This is a genomic window from Streptosporangium sp. NPDC023825 (assembly GCF_040639575.1).
Classification (GTDB): Bacteria; Actinomycetota; Actinomycetes; order Streptosporangiales; family Streptosporangiaceae; genus Streptosporangium.
The window spans coordinates 1-21352 of record NZ_JBFAAE010000041.1 but is presented as its reverse complement, the minus strand read 5'-3'; the positions used below and the strand labels follow the sequence as shown (position 1 = coordinate 21352).

The following is a 21352-nucleotide window of genomic DNA, read 5'->3' as shown; positions in this document are numbered from 1 at the left end:
CGGGAACGGAATGTCAGCTCTCGGACACCACCTCGCTGGTGTTCCGGATGACCTGGTCGACGAAACCGTAGTCTCTGGCCTCGGTGGCGGTGAACCAGCGGTCGCGATCCCAGTCCTCCTCGATCCGCTCCAGCGGCTGGCCGGTGTGGAAGGCGATCCGCTCGCGCATCGTCTGCTTGGTGTAGAGCATCTGCTCGGCCTGGATGGCGATGTCGGCGGCCGTGCCCCCGAGGCCCCCCGAGGGCTGATGCATGATCACCCTGGCGTGCGGCAGGATGTAGCGCTTGCCCGGGGTTCCCGAGCAGAGCAGGAACTGCCCCATTGACCCCGCGATGCCCATGGCCACGGTGGCGACGTCGTTGGGGATGTACTGCATCACGTCGTAGATGGCCATTCCGGCCGACACCGAGCCACCGGGTGAGTTGATGTAGAGCCAGATGTCGCGCCGGTCGTCGTCGGCGGAGAGCAGGAGCAGCTCCCCGCAGATCCGGTTGGCGACCTCGTCGTTCACCTCGCTGCCGAGCACGACGATCCGCTTGCGCAGCAGCCGCTGGTACAGCTGGTCTTCGGGGACGATCCGGGGACCGCTCATGTCTTCCACCCACTCCGAACCCGGGGTTTGCGAATAACGAATACTCGCGACCATAGTCCCGCCGGAGACCGCGTTTTCCGTTCGTTCGCTGTCAGCGCTTTCCGCTGAAAGCGCAGCGTCCGTCATTCCGTTTTCCCGCCGGACCCGGCCGCCGCGGCACCGCACCCGGCCGTTCCGGAACCCGCGCCCGGCGCCCCTCCGAAGCCTGGCACGGCCGTTTCGCGGTCACGGCACGGGCGTTTCTCGGCCAGGGCACGTCCCCCTACGGCGAGGGACGCGATCCCGCCGTGCGGGCGACGTCCGGCGGTGGAGGCGATCCGGCCGACCCACCGACCCGGCCGGCGGCTCCGGGAGTGGGCGCGACCCGCGCACCCGTCCTCCGGGCGTCCTCATCGGCCGGCCGGTTCCGGATCGGCCTGGCCTGGCCTGGCCTGGCCTCCAGGGCGGGCATGTTTACCCCCTCCTGTCCGGGAGAGGGGAACCAGTGCATGGACAAGATTCCACAAACGGGAGGAATTGCACCATGGGTGCCGACGACAAGATTGCCAACAAGGCCGAAGAGCTCGGGGGCAAGGTCAAGGAGGGCGCGGGACGCGCCACCGGCAACGAGCGACTCGAGGCCGAGGGCAGGACCGACCAGGCCGACAGCCACCTCAAGCAGGCTGGGGAGAAGCTGAAGGACGGCGCGGAGAAGGTCAAGGACGCTTTCAAGAGCTGAACCTCGACCATGTGGAGGGGGTCCCGGTTTTCCGGGACCCCCTCCGCCGTGTCACGGGACCTCCGTTTTCCGGAAACCCCCCGCCGCCTCACGGGACCTCCTCCCCCGCCGCGTCACGGGACCTCCTCCGCCGCGTCAGGGGGCGGCTCCCCGGAGGTCGGCGGGCCGGGAGGGAGGTCGCCGGGCCGGGAGGCTTCGAAGAGAACGACTTCCAGGAGGCCGGGTAACCCTCGGAAGGCCAAGGCCGGGTAACCCCCGGAAGGCCGGGTCAGGAGGCCGGGCCGACCTCCGGTTCCGGCGTTCCGTTGCCGGACGCGCCCTTCCTGCCCCCCTCGCTCTCCTCGGTCCCGTCCTCGCCGCCATCGCCGTCCTCGGCACTGACCCCGGCTCCGTCGGCCCCATCGTCGGCCCCGGCTCCGTCGGCCCCGGCTCCGTCGGCTCCGGCCCCGTCGTCGGTCTTGCCGTCGGCCGCGGCCTCGGCCTGGCTCGCCCCCTCGGGGCTCTCCTCTTCAGGGGTGCGGCGCGCGTCGTCGGGGTCCGCCAGCAACGGCCGCTCGGGGAAGGCCGTGTCCGACCCCGACCGCTCCGCCACGACCCGGCTCTCGCCGTCGGCCCCTCGCGGGCCCGCGGGCGGCAGGTCCTGCTCGGGGGTCTCACGCTCGGCCGTTTCTTCGCTCACCTCAGGAGTGTCGGTCATGCCGATCCCCTCCCCCGGGAAAGCCCAAATATGTCGCGGGCAGGCATGGGTCCGGTCACCCGGGTATGGGAACCCTCGACGAAGGGAGCGAGATCATGACGGTCACCCGCTTTCAGGATCTGCCACTGGCCGATCACGACAGGACCTGGGACGGCGAAGCGGCCGAGAAGCGCGTCCGCTCGTGGTCGGGTGCCACGGAGGAGCCCAACGACCGCTACCGGGAAGCCCATCTCTGGTACGACGGCGACGAACCGGAGAACTTCGGAAGCTACAAGCTACCCATCGCCGATGTGATCGACGGCAGGCTCAAGGTGGTGCCCCATGCCGTGCGAGCCGCGGGAGGGGTCCTCCAGGGGGCCCGGGGCGGGGTCAAGGTGCCGGAGGAGGACCTCGGCCGGATCAAGGCCCACCTGGCCAAGTACTACGCCAAGATGGGCGAGGCCGCCCCGTGGGAGTCCTGACGAGATGACGCGCTTCGCGTTCGGCTTCGACCCGGCGTGGCGTATACCGCTGCTGCTGTTCGGGGTGGGGCCCGGCAGGGCCTTCGCCGAGGTCCGCGAGGACGAGTTCTCGGTCCGCTTCGGCTTCTGGTCGCTGCGCACACCCCTGTCCAACGTCGCGGGCACCACCGTGACCGGCCCGTACGCGCCGTGGAAGGCCATCGGACCGCGCCTGTCTCTGGCCGACCGCGGGGTGACGTTCGGCACCAACGCCAGGCGAGGCGTGTGCGTCCGGTTCCACACCCCGGTGCCCGCTCTGGCACCCGGTGGTTTCCTGACCCATCCGGGCGCAACCCTGACGGTCTCCGATCCCGAAGGACTGGTGGAAGCCCTCGAACAGTCACGCCGGACGTGAGCTGGACACATGACAGCCGGGCATCCGGGTAAAGGGTGCGTCTCAACCAAGGAGGGAAACATGACGGCCGAAGGACAGATGCCGGAGGAGACTTCGGCGAGCGGGAAGCCCATGGTCGCGGCCACCCCGCGCGACGTCGTTCACATCCGCCTGGGCTCGTTCGCCCTGATAGCGGTGATCGGCCTCGGAGTGCTCGGCGTCGTGGCCGGGATCACCTGGCTCACCGTCGCGATGGCCGTGCTGGCCGTGATCGCGATCGCGGACATCGTGCTGGCGATGCGCCGGCAGTCACGTACCGCTCCGGGTACGACGACGGAAGCGGGCTGAGCCGCCGCGAGCGGCTCCCGGGACGCGCCCGCCGCGTGTCCCCGGCCCGGACACCTTCCGTCCCGCGCGCGGGGCGGGACGGGGGCGGGCCACCTCACGAATGACGTCCCCGTACGACGGAGGGCGTACGTGAGAGGCCAACCGGTGGAGGACGGCCCGGTGGACGTTCCCGGTCAGAGTGGAGGGGACACCATGACGATCCCGTCCCGCTCCCGCCGGGCCGTTTCGCCGGTCCTCCCCACGCCCCGGGTCTCCTGACGGCCCTCGCGACAGGGGCCGGTACACGGCGCGGCACGTGCCCGGAAGGCGCCCATGCCCGCGACCGCCCCATCCGACGACCGCACCGCGCGTACCGCCCGCCGCCCCGTGCCGGTCATGTCACCTCCGGTCCGCAGGACCGTCCTGACCCTGCACGTGGTGATCTCGGTCGGCTGGCTCGGGCTCGACCTCGGCCTGCTCAGCCTCGGGGTCGCCGCTCTGATGACCGGGGATCCGGAGGTGCTGCGGGCCTCCTACCTGGCCATGGACGTCTTCGGTGACGTGCTGATCGTCCCGGTGAGCCTCGGCGCGTTGCTGACCGGCGTGCTGCTCTGCCTGGGCACGCCGTGGGGATTCGTCAGGTACCGCTGGGTGCTGATCAAGCTGGTGACCACGCTGGTGGCGGCCACCGCGTCCATACTCGCGTTGCGCTCCCACATCGAGACGGCCGCCGCCACGGTGTCGAAGGCCCTCCCAGGGGAGTTGCTCTCCCTGGATCTCGGCGGCGTGGACCGCGTCCTGGTCATCGCGCCGAGCGTCGCCCTGACCCTCTACGTGCTCAACGTGGTGCTCTCGGTCTTCAAACCGTTCGGGCGGACGGCGTACGGACGGCGGCGATCGGCCCGGCCGGATCGTGTGGCCGGACCGCGACGGGCGGCGGCAACGCCACCGTCACCGTGACGGCGAACGGCGCCGGGCGTGGTCGGCCACGCCCGGCGCCGTCATGCTCGGCCATTACCGTGCTCTACCGTTTTCGGGCTTACCAGTGAGTGTGGAAGAAGAAGGGACGGTAGTAAGGCCGGAAGCCGAAAGGAACATATGTGTTGTAAACGCCGAAGGGCGAATAGCGGGGGTAGAAACCGAAGGGGTTGAAGGGGTCGAAGCTGCTGCCGCCCGCGGTCGCCGGGAGTGCCGACAGGGAGGCGACCTGCTGGGGCGCCGCGCTTGCGCCGGCGGGCTGGGCCGCCATCGTCAGGCCGACGATCAGGGTGGATGCCACCAAGGTTCCGGCGGCGAGAGCATGCTTGAACATGAAAAATCACTCCGTGTCTAATGATTGAACCCGGCGTGCCGCCAGGACTTACAGGGCGTCGAACAGATTTCCAGGAAATATGCTGAATCGACGTCACGTAAGACGCTAGTTCACAGGCATAAGGACTTTCGCCCCAGAGAGGACAAAGCCTTGGTCCGGGATTGTCGCCGGAAAGGAAAGGCGGAGGTTACACCGGAGCCGGGATCACGAGCCCGCCCACACCGGGGATCCACACCCCGTCCGTCGCCCCGCCCGTCATCCGGTCCGCCACCCCGTCCGTCGCCCCGCCCGTCATCCGGTCCACCGCCCCGTCCGTCGCCCCGCCTGGCCTGTCGCCCCGTCCACCGCCCGTCCGTCGTTTCTTCCGCCGCCCAGGCTGTCACCCGGCTGTCACCCGGCCTGTCGCCCCGTCCGCCGCGCGGTCCGGCGTACCGGCAACTGGAAACGGCCGGTCCACTCCAGCCGGTCCAGCAGATAGGCCACCCCTCGCGCGGTGTAGGAGACCTGGAACCTCTCCGCGATCAGCGCGGCGACGCGTTCAGCGGTCCAGCGGCTGTCGGCCCATCCGTGGGCGGCGGCGCCCTCCTCCAGGGCCTCCTCCAGCCGCGCCAGTTGCTCGTCGGTGAGCTTGCGGCCACTACCGGTGTCCTTGGAGACCAGCGCCGCCCTGCCGCCCCGCCGCCAGAGCGCGTACCACTCGTAGGCGGACTTCCGGGTGACTCCCAGCAGCCGGGCCACCCGCGCCGGCGCGATCTCCCCCGCGAACATGTCCGCGGCCTGGAACCGCAGCCTCTCGCGCCTGGCCCGCTCCTGGGCGGACAGCCCACCACCCCTGTCTGAATATCTCATACTTTAAGGCTCTCATCTGGGCAAATAGGATCTAACAGGCACCCACCCCATGTCACCCCCGCGTTTCCCTGTCAGGGCGGAATCGGTGAGCCTGGCCCGGCCCGCGAAGCCGTGCGGGGCGGCGGGACCTCTTCCGGCCGGGAGACTCCCCCGGATCAGCGGGACGCGGGGATCCGCGCGGAGGGATGGGCGTTCAGGAACTCGTCCAGGACGAGGGTGGCGGCCCCGTGGGCCACGGCGTCGGGGCCGAGGCGACCCAGGACGATGGAGGTCGCCGCGTACGGCCGGGGCAGGGAGTTCTCCGCCGAGGCGGCGCGGATGTCGTCGAGCAGGTGCCTGCCGAGCAGGAGCCCGAGCCAGCCGCCGATGACGATCCGCTCGGGGTTGATGAGGTTGATCAGGTTGGACAGGCCGACGCCCAGGTAGGTGACGGTCTGGGTGATCACCGGCGACCTGGACTCCACCAGGGCGGCCAGCTCGGCCTGCCAGTCGGTCGTCCGGGTGGGCACCCCTGCGCGGTCGAGGATGCCCTCGGCCCCGATGTACGCCTCCAGGCAGCCGCGCCCGCCGCACCGGCAGATCCGGCCGTTCACCACTATCTTGGTGTGGCCCCACTCCCCCGCGCTGCTGCTCACGCCGCGGAAGGTCACGCTGTCGGAGACGATGGCGGCCCCGACGCCGGAGCCGATCAGCACGATCACCGCGTCACCGGACCCGTGTCCCGCGCCGTCGCTCTCGCGCCCTGGACCACCCGAGCCCGCCAGGCCACCTGAACCTCCCGGGCCACCGGAACCTGGTGTGACGCCGCCGATGCCACCGGCACCGCCTATGCCACTGATGCCGCGTCCCGCGCCCTCGCGGCCCGGGTCGCCGCCCCGGCGGAGGGCGGGCCACAGCTCGGCGCGTCCCAGCGCCTTGGCACCGTTCTCGACGAACAGCGGGAGCGCGGTGCCTGCCCGTAGGAGCGCTCCCATGGGTACGCCGTCCCAGCCGAAGGTCCTGGTGTGGATGAGCGCGTCGGGACCGTCCTCGACGATGCCCGGGACGCCCACCCCCACGCCGAGGGCCTGACCGGCCGGGATACCCGCGTCGTCGAGGACGACCTCGATCCCGGCGAGGATGTGGCGCACCACGAGCTCGATCTGGTGCCCGGCGGGACGCAGGGCGTACTCGACCCTCGCCCGCTCGTTCATCTCGAGGTCGAACAGCTCGACGCGCACGTGGGTCTCGGCGACGTCGACGCCGATCACGTGGCCGTACACGGGGTTGACGCGGAGGATCGCGCGAGGGCGGCCGCCGTCGGACTCGGCCTGGCCGGCCTCGACGACGATGTTCTCGGCGAGGAGGTCGCCCGTCATGCTGCTGACCGTGGCGGCGCTGAGCCCGGTGAGCCTGGTCAGCTCGTTGCGGGTCACGGGACCGCTGAAGTAGAGCGTCCGCAGCAGCATGGCCCGGTTGCCCTTGCGCACGTCGCGGACCGTCCTGCGCTCGGGCCTCACGATGGCCCACCTCCCCATGTCACGGCACATGGTAATTGAGAACTCGAAGATCTTCGCGCGGCCCCGGACTCCCGGACGGCCCCTGCCCCACGGGTGACCTACGCCCGTCTCTCCTCCGTGTTACCAAAGCGTTTCTCAAGGGGACTGAACTTTTTTCACATCTTACATTATCGTCCGTTGCACCCCCCATCAGGAGGAAGAAATGATCAGGAGAGTCACAGGGGCTGCGGCCGGTATGGCACTGCTCGCCGGACTCGTCGCCTGCGGCGGCGACAACGGGACGGCCTCGGAGGCCACGACACTGACCTACTGGATGTTCCAGGACCGCACCCCGCAGGCAGGGGAGGTCATCGAGAAGCTGCGTACCGACTTCGAGAAGGCCAACAACGTCGACGTCAAGATCGTCAAGATCCCCAAGGACGACTACAACACCAAGCTGGGCAGCGCCGTCGCCGCCGGGACCGTCCCCGACGTCGGCATCCTGGACCAGCCGCTGGTCGCCAGGTACGCGCTGGACGGCACCATCAAGGAGATGCCCGCCGGCACGGTCGACGAGAAGATCTTCTACGAGGGCGCCCTCAACACCAACAAGGTGAACGACAAGCTCTACGGGCTGCCGCTCGACCACACCGCGGTGGCGCTCTTCTACAACAAGAAGCTGGTGCCGACGCCTCCCAAGACCTGGGACGAGCTCAAGGCGACGGCCGCGAAGATCCACCAGGCCGACCCGAAGGTCGCGGGCATGGTCGTGCCGAAGGGCGACGGCTACGGCGGCTGGATGTGGCCGGGCTTCGTCGGGGGCGCCGGAGGCTCCCTCGTCGACGAGAAGAGCAAGAAGATCCTGTTCGACCAGCCGCCCGCGGTCGAGGCGCTCCAGCTCTGGGTGGACCTGCTGCCCTCGTCGCCCCGGCAGATCACCGACTCGGACAAGCCCTTCGAGAACGGCCTCGCCGGAATGATGATCTCCGGCCCGTGGGACGTGGCCACCATCAAGGCGGACTTCCCCGACCTGGAGTTCAGCACCGCCCCGCTGCCGTACAAGACCGAGCCCGCCGGCAACATCGGCGGCGAGAACGCGGTGGTCTTCAGCAAGGGCAAGAACGCCGAGCTGGCGTGGAAGTGGCTGACCTTCCTGACGAACGCCCAGAACAACACCACGCTGGCGCAGGCGCTGGGCGGCTTCCCGACCAACATCGAGGCGGCCGAGCGGGACGCGGCCACGTTCGGGCCCGACCAGGCGGCGTTCCTGGAGCAGCTCAAGGTCGCCCAGGCCAGGCCGGCCCTGCCGGAGTGGATCCAGATCAACGACGAGATCATCGCACCCGCCATCGAGGCGGCGCTGAGCGGCAAGGTCACCTCCCAGCAGGCGCTGACCGAGGCCGCGGACAAGACGCGCGCGCTGCTCAAGTGGAACGGCTAACGCGAAAGCGAGGCAAACGTGGCATCTCCGGTGCTGGCTGACAAGCCCGCCGTGACGCCTCCTCCCGGGCGGCGAGGCCGTCGCCCGGGTTTCGGGCGACGCGACCACGTCATCGGGTGGCTGCTGATCGCCCCCGCGGTGATCTACTTCGTCATCTTCCTGCTCTATCCCGCACTGGCCGCCCTCTACTACAGCTTCACCGACTGGAACCTGCGGACGGCGCCGAACTGGGTGGGCCTGGCCAACTACACCGACCTGCTGTTCGACGACGTGAAGTATCCGCATTTCTGGAAGTCGGTCCAGGTCACCCTGCAGTACACGCTGATCGCCGTGCCGCTGACGCTGGGCACCGCGCTCGTCCAGGCGCTGCTGATCAACGCGATCCGCCGGGGTTCCAACACGTTCCGGCTGCTGCTGTTCCTGCCGGTCGTGACCGCCGAGGCGGCCGTGGGCGCCATCTGGCGCTGGCTCTACGACCCACAGTACGGCCTGGTCAACACCATGATCGGGCTGGTCGGCATCCCGCCGCAGAACTGGCTCAACACCCCCGACCTGGTCATCCCGGCGCTGTCGTTCATCGCCGCCTGGCAGTGCGGCATCTCGATGATCATCTATCTCGCCGGGCTGAAGGGCATCCCCGACTCGATCCGCGAGGCGGCGATCATCGACGGCGCGGGACCTGTCCAGCGGTTCTGGAAGATCGTCGTGCCGATGCTGCGGCCCACCACCTTCTACCTGCTGGTCACCGGCGTGATCGCGGCGCTCCAGGTCTTCGGCCTGGTGTACGTGATCTTCTCGGGCGGCGGCGGCAGGAGCGTCACCGGCGGCCCCGAGCAGTCGGGCCTGACCTACGTCCTGCACCTGTACCTGTTCGCGTTCCGCTACGACGCGATGGGCGCGGCCTGCGCGATGTCGTTCATCCTGTTCGTCTTCATCATGATCATTACTGCGCTGCAGTTCAAGTTCGTCAAGCAGGAGGCGTCGTGAAGGCCGCGAGGAAAGTACGGCTCGCGCCCATCTACATCGCGCTGGTGCTGCTGGCCCTGGTGTCGGTCGTCCCGTTCCTGTGGATGCTGGCGACCTCGTTCAAGCACGGCTCGGACGTCTACACCAAGGTGCCCAGCCTGCTGCCGCTCGACCGCAAGACCGGCGAGTTCTCCCCCACGCTGGAGAACTACGACCACGTCCTGGAGGTCAGCGGGCTGGGCCAGGCGTTCGTCAACAGCGTCTGGGTCTGCCTGATCCTGGTCCCGGCCAAGCTCCTCGTGGACGCGCTGGCCGCCTACGCCTTCGCCAGGATCCCCTTCCCCGGCAGGGACAAGCTGTTCGTCGTCCTGCTCGCGGGCATGATGGTCCCCACGATCACGCTGCTGGTGCCGCGCATCCACGTCACCCAGTCGCTCGGCATGTTCGACTCCGGGTGGGGCCTGATCCTGCCCAACATCGCCTCGGTGCTGGACATCTTCCTGCTGCGCCAGTTCTTCATGTCGCTGCCCGCCGAGCTGGAGGAGGCGGCGCGCATCGACGGCGCGGGGCGGATGCAGATCTTCTGGCGCATCATCATCCCGCTGTCGAAGCCGGTGCTGGCGGTCGTGACGATCACCAGCTTCATCTTCCACTGGAACGACCTGGTCTGGCCGCTGGTGGTGCTCAACGACCCCGAACTCTACACGCTGCCGCTGGCCCTGCAGCAGCTGGCCAGCAGCGAGTCCGGACGGTCGTACTACATCATGGCGGGCGCGACCCTCGCGGTCGTCCCGGTCATCGTCGTCCTGCTGATCTTCCAACGCCGCATCATGCAGGGGATCGCGTTCACCGGGCTCAAGAGTTGACCCCTTCCCCGGCCGCGGGCGAGGTGCCGCGCGGCCACGAGGATCCGCCGGCCGCGAGCCGGGCGATGCGCGACCGCGAGGATCCGCCGGGAGCGGGCGGGGCGATGCGCGGCCGCGAGGACATGCGCCGGCTCGTGACCGAGCTGGCCGAGCCGCTGGTCCCCCGCTTCAGCCCCGGGCGGGCGCGCCTGCGGCTCGGGGCGAACGCGGCCCACTACGGCGACGAGGCCGCCGAGCTGGAGGCGTTCGCCCGCCCGCTGTGGGGGCTGGCGCCGCTGGCGGCCGGAGGGGGGTCCTTCGGGCACTGGGAGCTGTGGCGGCGCGGTCTCGCCGCCGGGACCGACCCCGGGCACGGGGAGTTCTGGGGGGCGGCGACCGACGTCGACCAGCGGCTGGTGGAGACCGCCGCGATCGGCCTGGCGCTCGCCCTCGCCCCCGAGGCCGTGTGGGACCCGCTGAGCGGCCGGGAACGGGACAACCTCTCGGCCTGGTTGCTCCACGCGATGACCCGCGAGACCGCCGACAACAACTGGCGGTTCTTCCCCGTGCTGGTGGGGCTCGGGCTGGACCGGGTCGGGGTGCGCTTCGACCCAGGGCCCAACCACGCCCGGCTGGAGCGGCTGGAGTCCTTCGCCCTGGACGGCGGCTGGTACAGCGACGGCCCCACCGCGCAGCGCGACTACTACGTCCCCTTCGCGATGCACTTCTACGGCCTGGTCTACGCCGCCCTGGCCGGTGACCGCGACCCCGGCCGGGCGGAGCGCCTGCGCGGGCGGGCGTCGGCGTTCGCGCTCGACTTCCAGCACTGGTTCACCTCGGACGGGGCCGCGGTGCCCTTCGGCCGGAGCCTGACCTACCGCTTCGCCCAGGGGGCATTCTGGGGCGCCCTGGGCTTCGCGGGGGTCGAGGCCCTGCCGTGGGGGGAGGTGCGCGGCCACCTGATGCGGCACCTGCGCTGGTGGCTGCGGCGGCCGCTCCGCGACGCCTCGGGCCTGCTGACCCTGGGGTACGGCTACGCCCAGCCCGCCCTCGCCGAGCAGTACAACGCCCCCGGCTCCCCGTACTGGGCGATGAAGGCGTTCCTGCCGCTCGCGCTCGCCGGCGATCATCCCTTCTGGGCGGCGGGCGAGGAGCCCGCGCGGGAGCTCCCCGAGACCGGCGTGCAGCCCGAGGCCGGTGTCGCGCTGATGCGGTGCGAGGAGGGCAGGCAGGTCGTCATGCTGAGCGCGGGGCAGCACAACACGTGGGTGCGGCACGGCGCGGCGAAGTACGCCAAGTTCGCCTACTCGACGTCCTTCGGGTTCAGCGTGCCCGCCGGCTCGTGGGGGCTGGAGCAGGGCGCCTTCGACAGCACCCTCGCCCTGAGCGACGACGGGACGCACTGGCGGCCCTGCGAGGCGCCCGGGGACTTCTCCGCGCGCGACGGGGTGCTGCACGCCCGGTGGGCGCCGTGGCCGGACGTGGAGGTCGACACCTGGCTGCTCGCCCGCTCCCCGTGGCACGTGCGGGTGCACCGCGTACGGTCGGGGCGGGGGCTGCTGTCGGCCGAGGGGGCGTTCGCGGTCGATCGCGACCCCGTCGCCCACCGCGTCGCCGAGGGGCCCGGGCACGCCCGCCTCGGCTCCCCGGCCGGGCTGTGCGTGATCGAGGACCTCGGCGGGACGCCCGGAGCGGGAAGGGCCGGGGAAATCGTCCGTGCCCTGCCGGGGACGAACGTCGTCGTCCCGCGTACGGTCATCCCCACGCTGCGCGGCGAGCACGAGCCGGGCGAGTACTGGCTGGCCTGCGCGGTCCTCGGCCTCTCCGGCACCGAGGAGCCCGCGGACTGGCCGGAACCGCCCGGCCTGGAAGGCGTCCTGGCGCTCCTCCCGGACGGCCACCCCTTCGGGACCGGTTGACCAGACCGGCAGACCGTCGATTCCAGAAGACAGGTTCGAACAGGACCCGACGGCACGCGACCCCCGGCACGACCGGGGGTCGCGGCCGCACGGGCGGAGGCCGTGGCCGAAAAGGTGTCGAAGCAGGTCAGAATGGGAATTTTCCTCCCAGACCTACCTTTTTCTCCCGGTCGCGCTCTCGACCGGGAGGGGTGCCACGACGGCCGGGACGCCGAACGGAGCGCCGCGCCGTCGCGACGGCCCGCGAGCGCCGCGCGTCGGCCGCGCGCGTCACGGCCATGGATCTTCCAGATGCCCCACCGGGAGGAGGCGACCGTGACGTCCTTCACAGACGGCGCGTTGCCCTCGGACGATGTCGTCGTCGCGGCCCTGCGCGCCGGGGATGAGGCGATGTTCACGGCACTGCTGGACACCTGGTCGCGGGGGATGCTGTGGCTGGCCCGCGCGCACGTGTCCACCAACGACTCGGCGGAAGAGGTCGTGCAGGACACCTGGCTGGCGGTGATCCGGGGCATCGAGGGCTTCGAGGGCCGCTCGTCGGTCAAGACCTGGGTCTACCGGATCCTGGTCAACACGGCCAGGAAGCGGGGCGTGCGCGAGAATCGCACGGTGCCCTGGAGCAGTGCCTTCGAGCAGGAGAGGCAGACCGTCGACCGCTCGTGCTTCCAGGGGGTGGACGACCCCCTCCCGGGACACTGGAAGGATTTTCCCGCCGCCTGGCCGACCCCGGAGAGCGAGGTGCTCGCCGCCGAGGTGCGCGGCCGGATCGCCGCCGCCCTGGCCGAGCTGCCGATCAGGCAGCGCACCGTGATCACGCTCCGCGACGTCGAGGGATGCACCTCCGAGGAGGTCTGCGAGATCCTGGAGATCTCCGCCGCCAACCAGCGCGTCCTGCTGCACCGCGCCCGCACGGCGGTACGCGGGCGACTGGAGGACTACTTCGAGACGGCGAGACGTCCGGCGTAGCACCGGGCGGCGCGGCAGATCAGGTCAGATCAGGTCAGGTCAGGTCAAAGGGTCGATTACAGATCCGGTCATCGGGACGGTGAGGTGGTCAAGGTTGTGAAGCGGTTCAGCTGCGAGGAGGCGGTGGAACTCGTCACCGCCTTCCTGGAGGGTGAACTCGACGAGCCCACCCGGCACCGGTTCGAGGAACACCTGGGCGGCTGTGAGGGCTGCGAGCGCTATCTCGACCAGTTCCGCGTCACCGTCGAGGCCCTCGGCCGCCTCCGGACCGCCGAAGCCCCCGACCGTCCCCACGACGCCGCCAAGGCCGACGAGGCCGCTAAGGCCGACGACCCGCACCACGACAACGCCCTCACCACCGACACCACCGACACCGCTGACACCGCCGACGCACCCGGCCCGCCGCGGCCGGGAGGCCTGCCGGAGGGCATGCGCGACCGGCTGCGGGCCGCCTTCCGCGCCGGGCGGCCCACCTGAGCCGGTGCGGACCCCGCCTCCCGCGACACCGTTCCGGATCGGCCACCCCTCGCCACCCCTCACCACCCCTCGCCATCTCGCCACCTCGCCGCCCCGCCTGCCGCGGCGAGGGCCCGCCCTGCCCTCGCCCCCTGTAACGCCTGAGCGCCTCGCGACTCTATAAATCCGTACACATCTGGATATTTAAGGCGAAAGGGGATGGGGATGACCGGTCTGGCGACCGAGAACACACTGATCCGGAACGCCTCGGATGTGGAGACATTCGCGCGACGCTGCTTCCTCGGCTCCCCCGGTGATCAGGTGGGGATCGAGCTGGAGTTCCTGGTCTTCGACCGTACGGCCCCCGCCCGGCAGGTCCCGATGGCCAGGATCGCCGCCGCCCTGCCCCCGCTGCCCGGCGGGAGCGTGGTGACCTTCGAGCCGGGCGGCCAGCTGGAGCTCTCCGGGCCACCCGGCTCGCTGCCGGGCGCGATCGCCCTCCTCACCGCCGACGTGAACGCCGTGCGCCGGGCGCTGCGGGACGCCGGCCTGGCGCTGGGCGGGGTGGGCCTCGACCCGCTGCGCCCGGCCAGGCGGCAGCTGCGCCTGCCCAGGTACGAGGTGATGGCGCGGTTCCTCGGCACGCCGTACGGGTCGCTGATGATGTGCTCGACGGCGTCGATCCAGGTCAACCTGGATCTGGGCGACCGGCCCGCGGCGCGGTGGGAGCGCGCCCACCTGCTGGGGCCCGTCCTCGTGGCGGCCTTCGCGAACTCGCCGCTCAGCGAGGGCCGGCCGTGCGGGTGGATGTCGGGGCGCCAGGCGGTGTGGGAGCGGCTCGACCGCACCCGGACGGCCGCCGTCCCGGCGGGCGGCGACCCCGGCGCCGCGTGGGCCGAGTACCTGCTCGACGCCCGGCTCATGGCCGTGCGCGACACCGCCGGGGACGAGAGCGGGGACGGCGCGGAGCCGTACCGCCCGGTCCTCGACGGCTCGACCTTCCGCGACCGGCTGGCCTGGTCCGAGCACCCGCCGACCCTGGCGGACCTGAACTACCACGCCACGACGCTCTTCCCGCCCGTACGGCCGCGCGGCTGGCTGGAGATCCGCTATCTCGACGCCCAGCATCCGGCGAGCTGGCCGGTGTGCGCGGCGGTGACCCACGCCCTGGTGACGGACGACCGCGCGGCCGACGCGGCGCTGGCCGCGGCCGGACCGTGCGCGGGGATGTGGTCGGCGGCGGCGCGCCACGGCCTGTCGGAGCCCCGGCTGCGCAGGGCCGCCGGAGCCTGTTTCCGTGCCGCGCTCTCGGCGCTGCCCCGGCTGGGGGCGGGCCCGGCCCTGGTCTGCGAGGTGGCCGCGTTCGCCGACCGCCACGTGACGCCCGGCCGTGCCCCCGCCGCGGACCTGCTGGACCTGGCGAGAGGACCGGGAGGGCGCCTGCCGGACTGGCTGGCCCAGGAAGGACGGATCTGAGCTCCCCCCGGAACCGGGCCGCTCCCGGTCCGGCACCGGATCGGAGCCGGACCGGAGCCGGACCGGAACCGGACCGGAGCCGGACCGGCGCAGACGGGACCGGGAGCCCGGGCCGGAAGAGCCCGGGGTCTCCACGCTGGAGGTATTTGATGAGCGACTTCAAGGAACGGATCGCCGCCGAGCTGACCGCCGCGCGGAACCGCTCCACGGCCTACACCGACGCCGAGGACGACCTGCTGGTCACGCAGCACTCACCGCTGATGTCACCGCTGGTGTGGGACCTCGCCCACGTGGGCAACTACGAGGAGCTGTGGGTGCTGCGGCAGGTCGGCGGGATCACCCCGCTCCGCCCGGAGATCGACGACCTGTACGACGCGTTCAGGCACCCGCGCGCCGACCGCCCGTCCCTGCCCATCCTCGGACCGGTGGAGGCGCGCCACTACATCGAGGGCGTGCGCGGCCGGGTGCTGGACGTCCTGGACACGGTCGACCTGCACGACCCCGATCCGCTGCGGCGGTACGGCTTCGTCTTCGGCCTGGTGATCCAGCACGAGCACCAGCACGACGAGACGATGCTCGCCACCCTGCAGCTGTCGGGACGGCCGGGACTGGTCCGCGACGGCGACCTGCCGCCCGGCGGGTCCCGGCGGACGCAGGGCGCCGACGAGGTGTTCGTCCCCGCGGGCCCCTTCATGATGGGCACCGACACCCAGCCGTGGGCCTACGACAACGAGCGCCCCGCCCACCGGCTCGACCTTCCCGGCTACTGGATCGACAGGCTGCCCGTCGGCAACCGCGCCTACGCGGACTTCATCGAGGACGGCGGCTACGACGACCCCCGCTGGTGGGCCCCGGACGGCCTGCGCTGGCTGCGGCGGACCCGCGCCTTCGCCCCGCTGTTCTGGACCAGGGACGGCGACACCTGGTGGCGTACCCGTTTCGGCAGGACCGAGCCCGTCCCCATGGACGAGCCCGTGCAGCACGTGTGCTGGTACGAGGCCGACGCCTACGCCCGGTGGGCGGGGCGGCGGCTGCCCACCGAGGCCGAGTGGGAGAAGGCCTGCGGCTGGGACGCCGAGGCCGGGCGGGCGCGGACCTACCCGTGGGGCGACGACGCCCCCGGGCCCGGCATGGCGAACCTCGGGCACCGGGCGGCACGGCCCGCGCCGCTCGGCGCCTTCCCCGCGGGAGCGAGCCCCTGCGGCGCGGAGCAGATGATCGGGGACGTGTGGGAGTGGACCGGTTCGTGGTTCCTGCCCCACCCCGGCTTCCGCAGCTTCCCCTACCGCGAGTACAGCGAGGTGTTCTTCGGCGCCCACTACCGGGTGCTGCGCGGCGGATCCTGGGCCTCCGACCCGGCCGTGGTCCGCACCACGTTCAGGAACTGGGACCGCCCGGCCCGCAGGCAGATCTTCTCCGGCTTCCGGTGCGCCCGCTCGGCCTCCCCCGAGCACTCCCCCGGACACTCCCAGGACTCCACGAAGCGCTCCCCGGGTTCCACGGCGAACCCCCCTGGGCACTTTCCGAAGCGCTCCCCGGGGCGCTCGGCGGGGCGAGGGTAGATGTGCCGCCACGCGTCCTGGCTGGGTGCGCCCCGCACCCTCGCCTCGCTGATCCACGAGCCGGTCCACGGCCTGCTCCGGCAGTCCTACGCCCCGCGCCTGCAGCGCCACGGCACGATCAACGCCGACGGCTTCGGCATGGGCTGGTACGACGCCGCCCGCGCGGAGCCGGTCCGCTACCGCCGGACGATCCCCGCCTGGACGGACGCCAACCTGGCGGGCCTCGCGCGGACGGCCCGCTCCGGCTGCCTGCTGGCCGCCGTGCGGTCGGCCAGCGCCGGGATGCCGATCGAGGAGACCGCGACGGCGCCCTTCACCGACGGGCCGTGGCTGCTCAGCCACAACGGCCGTGTCGCGCGGGAGGTGGCCAGGCAACTCGCCGACGACGCGGAGAGCTCGTGCGACTCCGCGTGGCTCGCCGCCGCGGTGTTCCTCCGGCGCCGGGCCGGCGATCCGCTCGGCGAGGCCCTCGCGGAGGTCGTCACCCGCGCCGGGCTGAAGGATCCCCGCGCCCGCCTGAACCTCCTCGCCTGCGACGGTACGTCGATCGCCGCGACCGTCTGGGGCGACACGCTCTTCCTCCGCCTCGACGGCCACCCGCACGACGGCGTGATCGTGACGAGCGAGCCGCTGGACGACCGGCCCGGCTGGCGGGCCGTGCCGGACCACAGCCTGGTCCTCGCCTCACCCGACGGGGTGCGCGTCCAGTCCCTGTGACCGGGCGGAGCGAGACCGCAGGAAAGACAGCACCCGGCCACGGACCGGCGAGCGGGACCGTGGCCCACACACCCAGGAGGCCCCGTGTCCGTCAGCCAGTCAGCCATCAGCCTGGTCAACCATCTCGGCCGCGACCATCTTCGCCAGGCACTCGAACACGACGTCCGCGCCGGGCTGACGTCGACGCCGAAGTGGCTACCGCCCAAATGGTTCTACGACGAGGCGGGCAGCGAGCTGTTCTCCCGCATCACCCGGCTGCCCGAGTACTACCCCACCCGCCGCGAGCTCGCCATCCTGCGCAGGGAGGCCCTCGACATCGCCGTGCGCGGCGGCGCGGACACCCTGGTCGAGCTCGGCTCCGGGACCAGCGAGAAGACCGTCCTGCTGCTGGACGCCCTCTCCGCCACGGGAACGCTGCGCGCCTACACGCCGGTGGACGTCGACGCGGCCACCCTGGGCGAGGCCGCGCACCGGCTCGCCTCCCGCTACCGGGGCCTGACCGTACGCGCGATCTGCGCCGACTTCGAGGTGCACCTGGCCCTGCTGCCCCGTACCGGACGGCGGATGGTGGCCTTCCTCGGCGGGACCGTCGGCAACCTGGCCCCGGCGGCACGCGAGGTGTTCCTGAAGGAGCTGCGCGCCACCCTCCGTCCCGGCGACACCTTCCTGCTCGGCGCGGACCTGGTCAAGGACACCGACCGGCTCGTCGCGGCGTACGACGACGTGAGCGGGGTGACCGCCGCCTTCAACCGGAACGTCCTGCACGTGATCAACAGGGAGCTGGACGCCGACTTCGAGCCGGACGCCTTCGAGCACGTCGCGCTGTACGACGCGAGGAACGAGTGGATCGAGATGCGGCTGCGCGCGAGCCGCGCCATGCGCGTGCGGATCGGCGACCTCGGCCTGCGGGTCTCCTTCGCGGCCGGGGAGGAGATGCGGACCGAGATCAGCGCCAAGTTCCGCCCGGAAGGACTGCGACGGGAGCTCCTCGCGGCCGGTTTCGGGATGATCCGCCAGTACACCGACCCGACCGGCGACTTCGTCCTCGTCCTGGCCCACCCGTGATCCCCGACCGCCGCGACGTGTCCACGCCGCCCGCCGCCGCCGTCGCCGTCGCGTCACGGTGAGGGTCGTCAGGGCACGGCTCCCGGCCGTCGTACGCGGCGACGATCGGGACACGACTCCCGGCCGTCGTGCGCGATGACGCTCAGGGCGCGGCTCCCGGCTCCGGGACGGTGATCCTCCGGAAGACCGGGCACGGTTCGGGAAGCCTGCCGTCCCGGGCCGTGCACTGCGCGGCGACCCGGGCGGCCGTACCCGGCAGGAAGGGCGCCAGCTGATCGCCCAGCGTCTGGCACGCCCGCACGAGGGCCACCAGGACGGCGTCGAGCCGGGCTGTGGCGCCGGGGTCGCCGTCGCGTTCGGCCCGGGCCAGTGCCCAGGGCCGGCTGTGCTCGACGTAGCGGTTGGCCTCGTCCACGATGGCCCAGACCGGCGCGGTGGCCCGGCGGAACTCGAAGTCGTCCAGGGCCGCGCGGACGAGCTCCGGCGCCCGGCGGCAGGCCTCCTCCAGACCTTCCCCTCCCGGGGCGCCGGTTCCGGGCTCCGGCCGGGGAACGTGCCCGTCGCGGTAACGGTGGACCATGGTGACGACCCGGTTGACGAGGTTGCCCAGCCCGTTGGCGAGCTCGTCGTCGGCGCGGGCGACGAGCCGGTCGACCGTGAAGTCGGCGTCCCCGACGCGGGGCACCTCACGCAGCAGCCACCAGCGGACGGCGTCGGTGCCGTACCGCCCGGCCAGGGCGGCCGGGTCGGCCGCGCCCCCGCCGGATTTGCTGATCTTGCGGCCACCGGCGGTGAGGTAGTCGTGCACCACCACGTCCGTGGGCGGCGGCTGCCCGGCCGACAGCAGCAGCGCCGGCCAGTAGACGGCGTGGAAGCGCAACACCCCCTTGCCGACCAGGTGGACGCGGCGGCCGGCGCCGGTCCACCAGCGCCGGTAGTTCTCACCGCCGGTGCCGTAGTCCAGGGCCGTGACGTAGTTGCCGAGCGCGTCCCACCACACGTAGACGACCTGGCCGGGATCGCCGGGAACGGGGATCCCCCACCCGCGGGCGCGGGCGGTCGACCGGGAGACCGAGAGGTCCTCCAGTCCACCGGCGATGAAGCCGAGGACCTCGTTGCGGCGTTCGGCGGGCTCGACCCTCAGGCGCCCGCCGGAGACGAGGTCGTGGAGCCGGTCCGCGTAGCGCGAGAGGCGGAAGAACCAGTTCTCCTCGGCGACCCGCTGGGGCTCGACGCCGTGTTCCGGGCAGCGTCCGCCGGTGAGCTCGTCCGGGGTGTAGAACTGCTCGCAGCCGACGCAGTAGAGACCCTCGTAGTGCTTGCGGTAGAGGTCACCGGCGTCGGCGCAGGCCCGCCAGAGCCGCTCCACCCCGACCCGGTGGCGAGGGTCGCGGCTGGTACGGATGACGTCGTCCACCGCGAGCGCCAGCGGCTCGCGCAGCGCGACGAACGCCTCGGCGTTGCGGTCGACGAACTCCTGGACGGGAACACCCGCGGCCTCGGCGGCCAGCACGTTCTTCAGGGAGTTGTCGTCGGTGCCGGTCTGGAACCGCACCCGCTCGCCCCGCGCCCGGCGGAACCGGGCGAGCACGTCGGCCTGCACGAGTTCCAGCGCGAATCCCAGGTGGGGACGGGCGTTGACGTACGGGATGGTGGTGGTGACGTAGGTGTGCGGTGCGGTCATCGGAACCTCCGGGAGAACGGGGGCTCCGACCGGTGAGAACGCGTCGAGGCCCCGTGAGCGGGCCTCGGAAACGATCGTCCGTGTAGCGTCAGCGGCCCCGTGAGCGGGGCATCGTCACCTGACATGCGGACGCGTTCATGCGGTCAGGCTAACACCCGCCGCCCGGCGCGAGCCGGTGGTTTCACAGCGGGCGGCCATTGCCCGAGCACCGGCCGGGGCCGCCTGTCATACGAACGCGCCGAGTACCTGTCAAGCAGGACACCCGGCAGCACGACGCCCGCAGGCGCGGTTTCACCCTCGGCCGGCTTCGCCGCTCCCGGCTCACTCACTTGGCCGAAGACGGCTACTCCGCTCCCGGCTCACTCACCTGGCCGAAGACGGCTACTCCGCTCCCTTGCTCATGACCCTGTCCGGCAACGAGATCGGCCTGGAGTCATGACGTCCGGAGGCCCTGCCGCCAGGTCGGGTGCGCCGGGCGCCAGCCCAGCTCGCGCTTGGCCTTCGCGTTCGACGCGCCGCGAAGCTCGGTCATCAGCACGACGCCGGCCTCCCCGGCGGCCAGCCGCCCGACGAACCGCGGCACGCGCATCGGCTTCTTGGCGCCCAGCATCCGGGCCAGCTCCGGCAGCCACTCGGCGACCGGGGCGGGGTCATCGTCGACGATGTTGTAGACACCGCGGGCGCCGTTCTCGACCGCCGCGACGGTCGCCTCGGCCGCGTCGGCGATGTGGATGAACGACCACACCCCGCCGCCCTCGCCGACGATCGGAAACCTGCGCTTTCGGATCATCTCGAGCTGTTCGGAACCCGGCTCCATCGAGGTGCTCGGTCCGTAGAAGGCGCCGTAGCGAAGCACGATCCCCTCGGTCCAGTCGGCACCCAGCACGGCCCTCTCCAGATGCCCGATCGCGGCGATCATCGGGGCCATCTGGCTGACCGGCGACGGATCCAGCCGGTCCTCTTCGTTCTTCACCGGCCCACCCGTTCGGGCATAGGTGAACGCGCCGTTGCTCTGCGCCACGAACCGCCGCACACCTGCCGCGCGCCCTGCCGCGAGGAGATTGTCGGTGCCCTCGATCCGCAGCCGGTTGGTGGCGGCGAAACTGCGGTCGAAACGGCGTGTGTCCACGTGTCCGATGGCGGTCAGCTGATGAACGATCACATCCGGCTTCGCCTCGCGCACGGCTGCCTCGACCTGGCCGCGATCGAGCGCGTCGGCGACGGCCGGCACCGCGCCCAGCTCGGACAGCCTGGCCTTGTTCGACTCGTTCCGTGTCATGGCGAAGACCTCGTATCCCGCGCCGATCAGACGCGGCACCAGCTGCGTGCCCATCGCTCCGGTCGCTCCTGCCACTAGGCAGTGTCCCGCGGATCATTTGACTGGGTCGCGGAGCCAGATGCGGATCGAGGCGACGTCGATGGTGCCCTGGTAGATGCGTTCTCTCTTG

Annotated in this window: 22 protein-coding genes; 15 read left to right on the top strand and 7 right to left on the bottom strand. The window is 71.6% G+C overall.

Features of this window, described 5'->3' with window-relative positions:
- Positions 1-13: 13 nt before the first annotated feature.
- Positions 14-592 carry an ATP-dependent Clp protease proteolytic subunit gene (locus tag AB0G15_RS29030; protein WP_362845844.1) on the bottom strand — a complete coding sequence of 193 codons (579 nt, stop codon included), beginning with the start codon at positions 590-592 and terminating at the stop codon, positions 14-16.
- Positions 593-1115: 523 nt separating this feature from the next.
- Between AB0G15_RS29030 and AB0G15_RS29025 the strand changes: the two genes are divergently transcribed.
- The gene (locus AB0G15_RS29025; protein ID WP_362845842.1) at positions 1116-1310 is read left to right on the top strand and encodes a CsbD family protein; all 195 of its coding nucleotides are present in this window, start codon (positions 1116-1118) and stop codon (positions 1308-1310) included.
- A 268-nt stretch (positions 1311-1578) separates the two neighbouring features.
- Here AB0G15_RS29025 and AB0G15_RS29020 read toward each other — a convergent pair whose 3' ends face one another.
- Positions 1579-1989 carry a hypothetical protein gene (locus AB0G15_RS29020; protein ID WP_362845840.1) on the bottom strand — a complete coding sequence of 137 codons (411 nt, stop codon included), beginning with the start codon at positions 1987-1989 and terminating at the stop codon, positions 1579-1581.
- Between the two features lie 113 nt (positions 1990-2102).
- On the opposite strand from AB0G15_RS29020, the gene AB0G15_RS29015 reads away from it, so the two are divergent.
- The 4 genes from AB0G15_RS29015 (at position 2103) to AB0G15_RS29000 (ending at position 4128) form a co-directional block, all read left to right on the top strand.
- Positions 2103-2468 carry a hypothetical protein gene (locus AB0G15_RS29015; protein WP_362845838.1) on the top strand — a complete coding sequence of 122 codons (366 nt, stop codon included), beginning with the start codon at positions 2103-2105 and terminating at the stop codon, positions 2466-2468.
- A gap of 4 nt (positions 2469-2472) precedes the next feature.
- The gene (locus tag AB0G15_RS29010) at positions 2473-2862 is read left to right on the top strand and encodes a hypothetical protein (protein WP_362845836.1); all 390 of its coding nucleotides are present in this window, start codon (positions 2473-2475) and stop codon (positions 2860-2862) included.
- 60 nt (positions 2863-2922) lie between these two features.
- On the top strand, positions 2923-3189 hold the full coding sequence (locus AB0G15_RS29005) for a hypothetical protein (protein ID WP_362845834.1): 267 nt from the start codon (positions 2923-2925) through the stop codon (positions 3187-3189).
- Between the two features lie 312 nt (positions 3190-3501).
- Positions 3502-4128 carry a hypothetical protein gene (locus tag AB0G15_RS29000; protein ID WP_362845832.1) on the top strand — a complete coding sequence of 209 codons (627 nt, stop codon included), beginning with the start codon at positions 3502-3504 and terminating at the stop codon, positions 4126-4128.
- A gap of 79 nt (positions 4129-4207) precedes the next feature.
- On the opposite strand, the gene AB0G15_RS28995 is transcribed toward AB0G15_RS29000, so the two are convergent.
- The 3 genes from AB0G15_RS28995 to AB0G15_RS28985 form a co-directional block, all read right to left on the bottom strand.
- Positions 4208-4480 (bottom strand): hypothetical protein, encoded by a 273-nt coding sequence (locus AB0G15_RS28995; protein WP_362845830.1) that lies wholly within the window; start codon positions 4478-4480, stop codon positions 4208-4210.
- A 390-nt stretch (positions 4481-4870) separates the two neighbouring features.
- Complete coding sequence (locus AB0G15_RS28990) at positions 4871-5329, bottom strand: winged helix-turn-helix domain-containing protein (RefSeq protein WP_362845828.1); 459 nt, start codon at positions 5327-5329, stop codon at positions 4871-4873.
- 155 nt (positions 5330-5484) lie between these two features.
- Entirely contained in the window at positions 5485-6846 is a 1362-nt protein-coding gene (locus AB0G15_RS28985) for an ROK family protein (RefSeq protein WP_362845826.1), read from the bottom strand.
- Between the two features lie 184 nt (positions 6847-7030).
- Between AB0G15_RS28985 and AB0G15_RS28980 the strand changes: the two genes are divergently transcribed.
- The 10 genes from AB0G15_RS28980 (at position 7031) to egtD (ending at position 18220) form a co-directional block, all read left to right on the top strand.
- The gene (locus AB0G15_RS28980; protein WP_362845824.1) at positions 7031-8248 is read left to right on the top strand and encodes an ABC transporter substrate-binding protein; all 1218 of its coding nucleotides are present in this window, start codon (positions 7031-7033) and stop codon (positions 8246-8248) included.
- An 18-nt stretch (positions 8249-8266) separates the two neighbouring features.
- Positions 8267-9235, top strand: coding sequence for a sugar ABC transporter permease (locus AB0G15_RS28975; protein ID WP_362845822.1), 969 nt, complete (start codon positions 8267-8269; stop codon positions 9233-9235).
- A complete protein-coding gene (locus AB0G15_RS28970) occupies positions 9232-10080 on the top strand; it encodes a carbohydrate ABC transporter permease (protein ID WP_362845820.1) in 849 nt (282 codons plus the stop codon). The genes AB0G15_RS28975 and AB0G15_RS28970 overlap by 4 nt, the downstream gene beginning before the upstream one ends.
- The gene (locus AB0G15_RS28965; RefSeq protein WP_362845818.1) at positions 10077-11978 is read left to right on the top strand and encodes a DUF2264 domain-containing protein; all 1902 of its coding nucleotides are present in this window, start codon (positions 10077-10079) and stop codon (positions 11976-11978) included. Before AB0G15_RS28970 ends, AB0G15_RS28965 begins: the two co-directional genes overlap by 4 nt.
- Before the next feature lie 315 nt (positions 11979-12293).
- Positions 12294-12944 (top strand): sigma-70 family RNA polymerase sigma factor, encoded by a 651-nt coding sequence (locus AB0G15_RS28960; protein WP_362845816.1) that lies wholly within the window; start codon positions 12294-12296, stop codon positions 12942-12944.
- An 84-nt stretch (positions 12945-13028) separates the two neighbouring features.
- A complete protein-coding gene (locus AB0G15_RS28955; protein WP_362845814.1) occupies positions 13029-13421 on the top strand; it encodes a zf-HC2 domain-containing protein in 393 nt (130 codons plus the stop codon).
- 204 nt (positions 13422-13625) lie between these two features.
- On the top strand, positions 13626-14876 hold the full coding sequence (locus AB0G15_RS28950; protein ID WP_362845812.1) for a glutamate-cysteine ligase family protein: 1251 nt from the start codon (positions 13626-13628) through the stop codon (positions 14874-14876).
- A 149-nt stretch (positions 14877-15025) separates the two neighbouring features.
- On the top strand, positions 15026-16438 hold the full coding sequence (egtB, locus tag AB0G15_RS28945) for an ergothioneine biosynthesis protein EgtB (RefSeq protein ID WP_362845810.1): 1413 nt from the start codon (positions 15026-15028) through the stop codon (positions 16436-16438).
- Positions 16439-17155, top strand: a complete 717-nt coding sequence (egtC, locus tag AB0G15_RS28940; protein WP_362845808.1) for an ergothioneine biosynthesis protein EgtC — start codon at positions 16439-16441, stop codon at positions 17153-17155.
- An 84-nt stretch (positions 17156-17239) separates the two neighbouring features.
- Complete coding sequence (gene egtD / locus AB0G15_RS28935) at positions 17240-18220, top strand: L-histidine N(alpha)-methyltransferase (RefSeq protein WP_362845806.1); 981 nt, start codon at positions 17240-17242, stop codon at positions 18218-18220.
- 142 nt (positions 18221-18362) lie between these two features.
- Here the strand turns inward: egtD and AB0G15_RS28930 are convergent, their stop codons facing one another.
- Together AB0G15_RS28930 and AB0G15_RS28925 are read right to left on the bottom strand one after the other, a co-directional pair.
- A complete protein-coding gene (locus AB0G15_RS28930) occupies positions 18363-19904 on the bottom strand; it encodes a methionine--tRNA ligase (protein ID WP_362845804.1) in 1542 nt (513 codons plus the stop codon).
- A gap of 433 nt (positions 19905-20337) precedes the next feature.
- Positions 20338-21258 carry an NAD(P)-dependent oxidoreductase gene (locus AB0G15_RS28925; protein ID WP_362845802.1) on the bottom strand — a complete coding sequence of 307 codons (921 nt, stop codon included), beginning with the start codon at positions 21256-21258 and terminating at the stop codon, positions 20338-20340.
- Positions 21259-21352 lie beyond the last annotated feature (94 nt).

Excerpts from the sequence above, each read along its gene's own strand:
- AB0G15_RS29030 (WP_362845844.1), bottom strand. The coding sequence starts at position 592 with ATGAGCGGTCCCCGGATCGTCCCCGAAGACCAGCTGTACCAGCGGCTG.
- AB0G15_RS29025 (WP_362845842.1), top strand. The coding sequence starts at position 1,116 with ATGGGTGCCGACGACAAGATTGCCAACAAGGCCGAAGAGCTCGGGGGC.
- AB0G15_RS29015 (WP_362845838.1), top strand. The coding sequence starts at position 2,103 with ATGACGGTCACCCGCTTTCAGGATCTGCCACTGGCCGATCACGACAGG.
- AB0G15_RS29010 (WP_362845836.1), top strand. The coding sequence starts at position 2,473 with ATGACGCGCTTCGCGTTCGGCTTCGACCCGGCGTGGCGTATACCGCTG.
- AB0G15_RS29005 (WP_362845834.1), top strand. The coding sequence starts at position 2,923 with ATGACGGCCGAAGGACAGATGCCGGAGGAGACTTCGGCGAGCGGGAAG.
- AB0G15_RS29000 (WP_362845832.1), top strand. The coding sequence starts at position 3,502 with ATGCCCGCGACCGCCCCATCCGACGACCGCACCGCGCGTACCGCCCGC.
- AB0G15_RS28995 (WP_362845830.1), bottom strand. The coding sequence starts at position 4,480 with ATGTTCAAGCATGCTCTCGCCGCCGGAACCTTGGTGGCATCCACCCTG.
- AB0G15_RS28990 (WP_362845828.1), bottom strand. The coding sequence starts at position 5,329 with ATGAGATATTCAGACAGGGGTGGTGGGCTGTCCGCCCAGGAGCGGGCC.
- AB0G15_RS28985 (WP_362845826.1), bottom strand. The coding sequence starts at position 6,846 with ATGGGGAGGTGGGCCATCGTGAGGCCCGAGCGCAGGACGGTCCGCGAC.
- AB0G15_RS28980 (WP_362845824.1), top strand. The coding sequence starts at position 7,031 with ATGATCAGGAGAGTCACAGGGGCTGCGGCCGGTATGGCACTGCTCGCC.
- AB0G15_RS28950 (WP_362845812.1), top strand. The coding sequence starts at position 13,626 with ATGACCGGTCTGGCGACCGAGAACACACTGATCCGGAACGCCTCGGAT.
- egtB (WP_362845810.1), top strand. The coding sequence starts at position 15,026 with ATGAGCGACTTCAAGGAACGGATCGCCGCCGAGCTGACCGCCGCGCGG.
- egtC (WP_362845808.1), top strand. The coding sequence starts at position 16,439 with ATGTGCCGCCACGCGTCCTGGCTGGGTGCGCCCCGCACCCTCGCCTCG.
- AB0G15_RS28930 (WP_362845804.1), bottom strand. The coding sequence starts at position 19,904 with ATGACCGCACCGCACACCTACGTCACCACCACCATCCCGTACGTCAAC.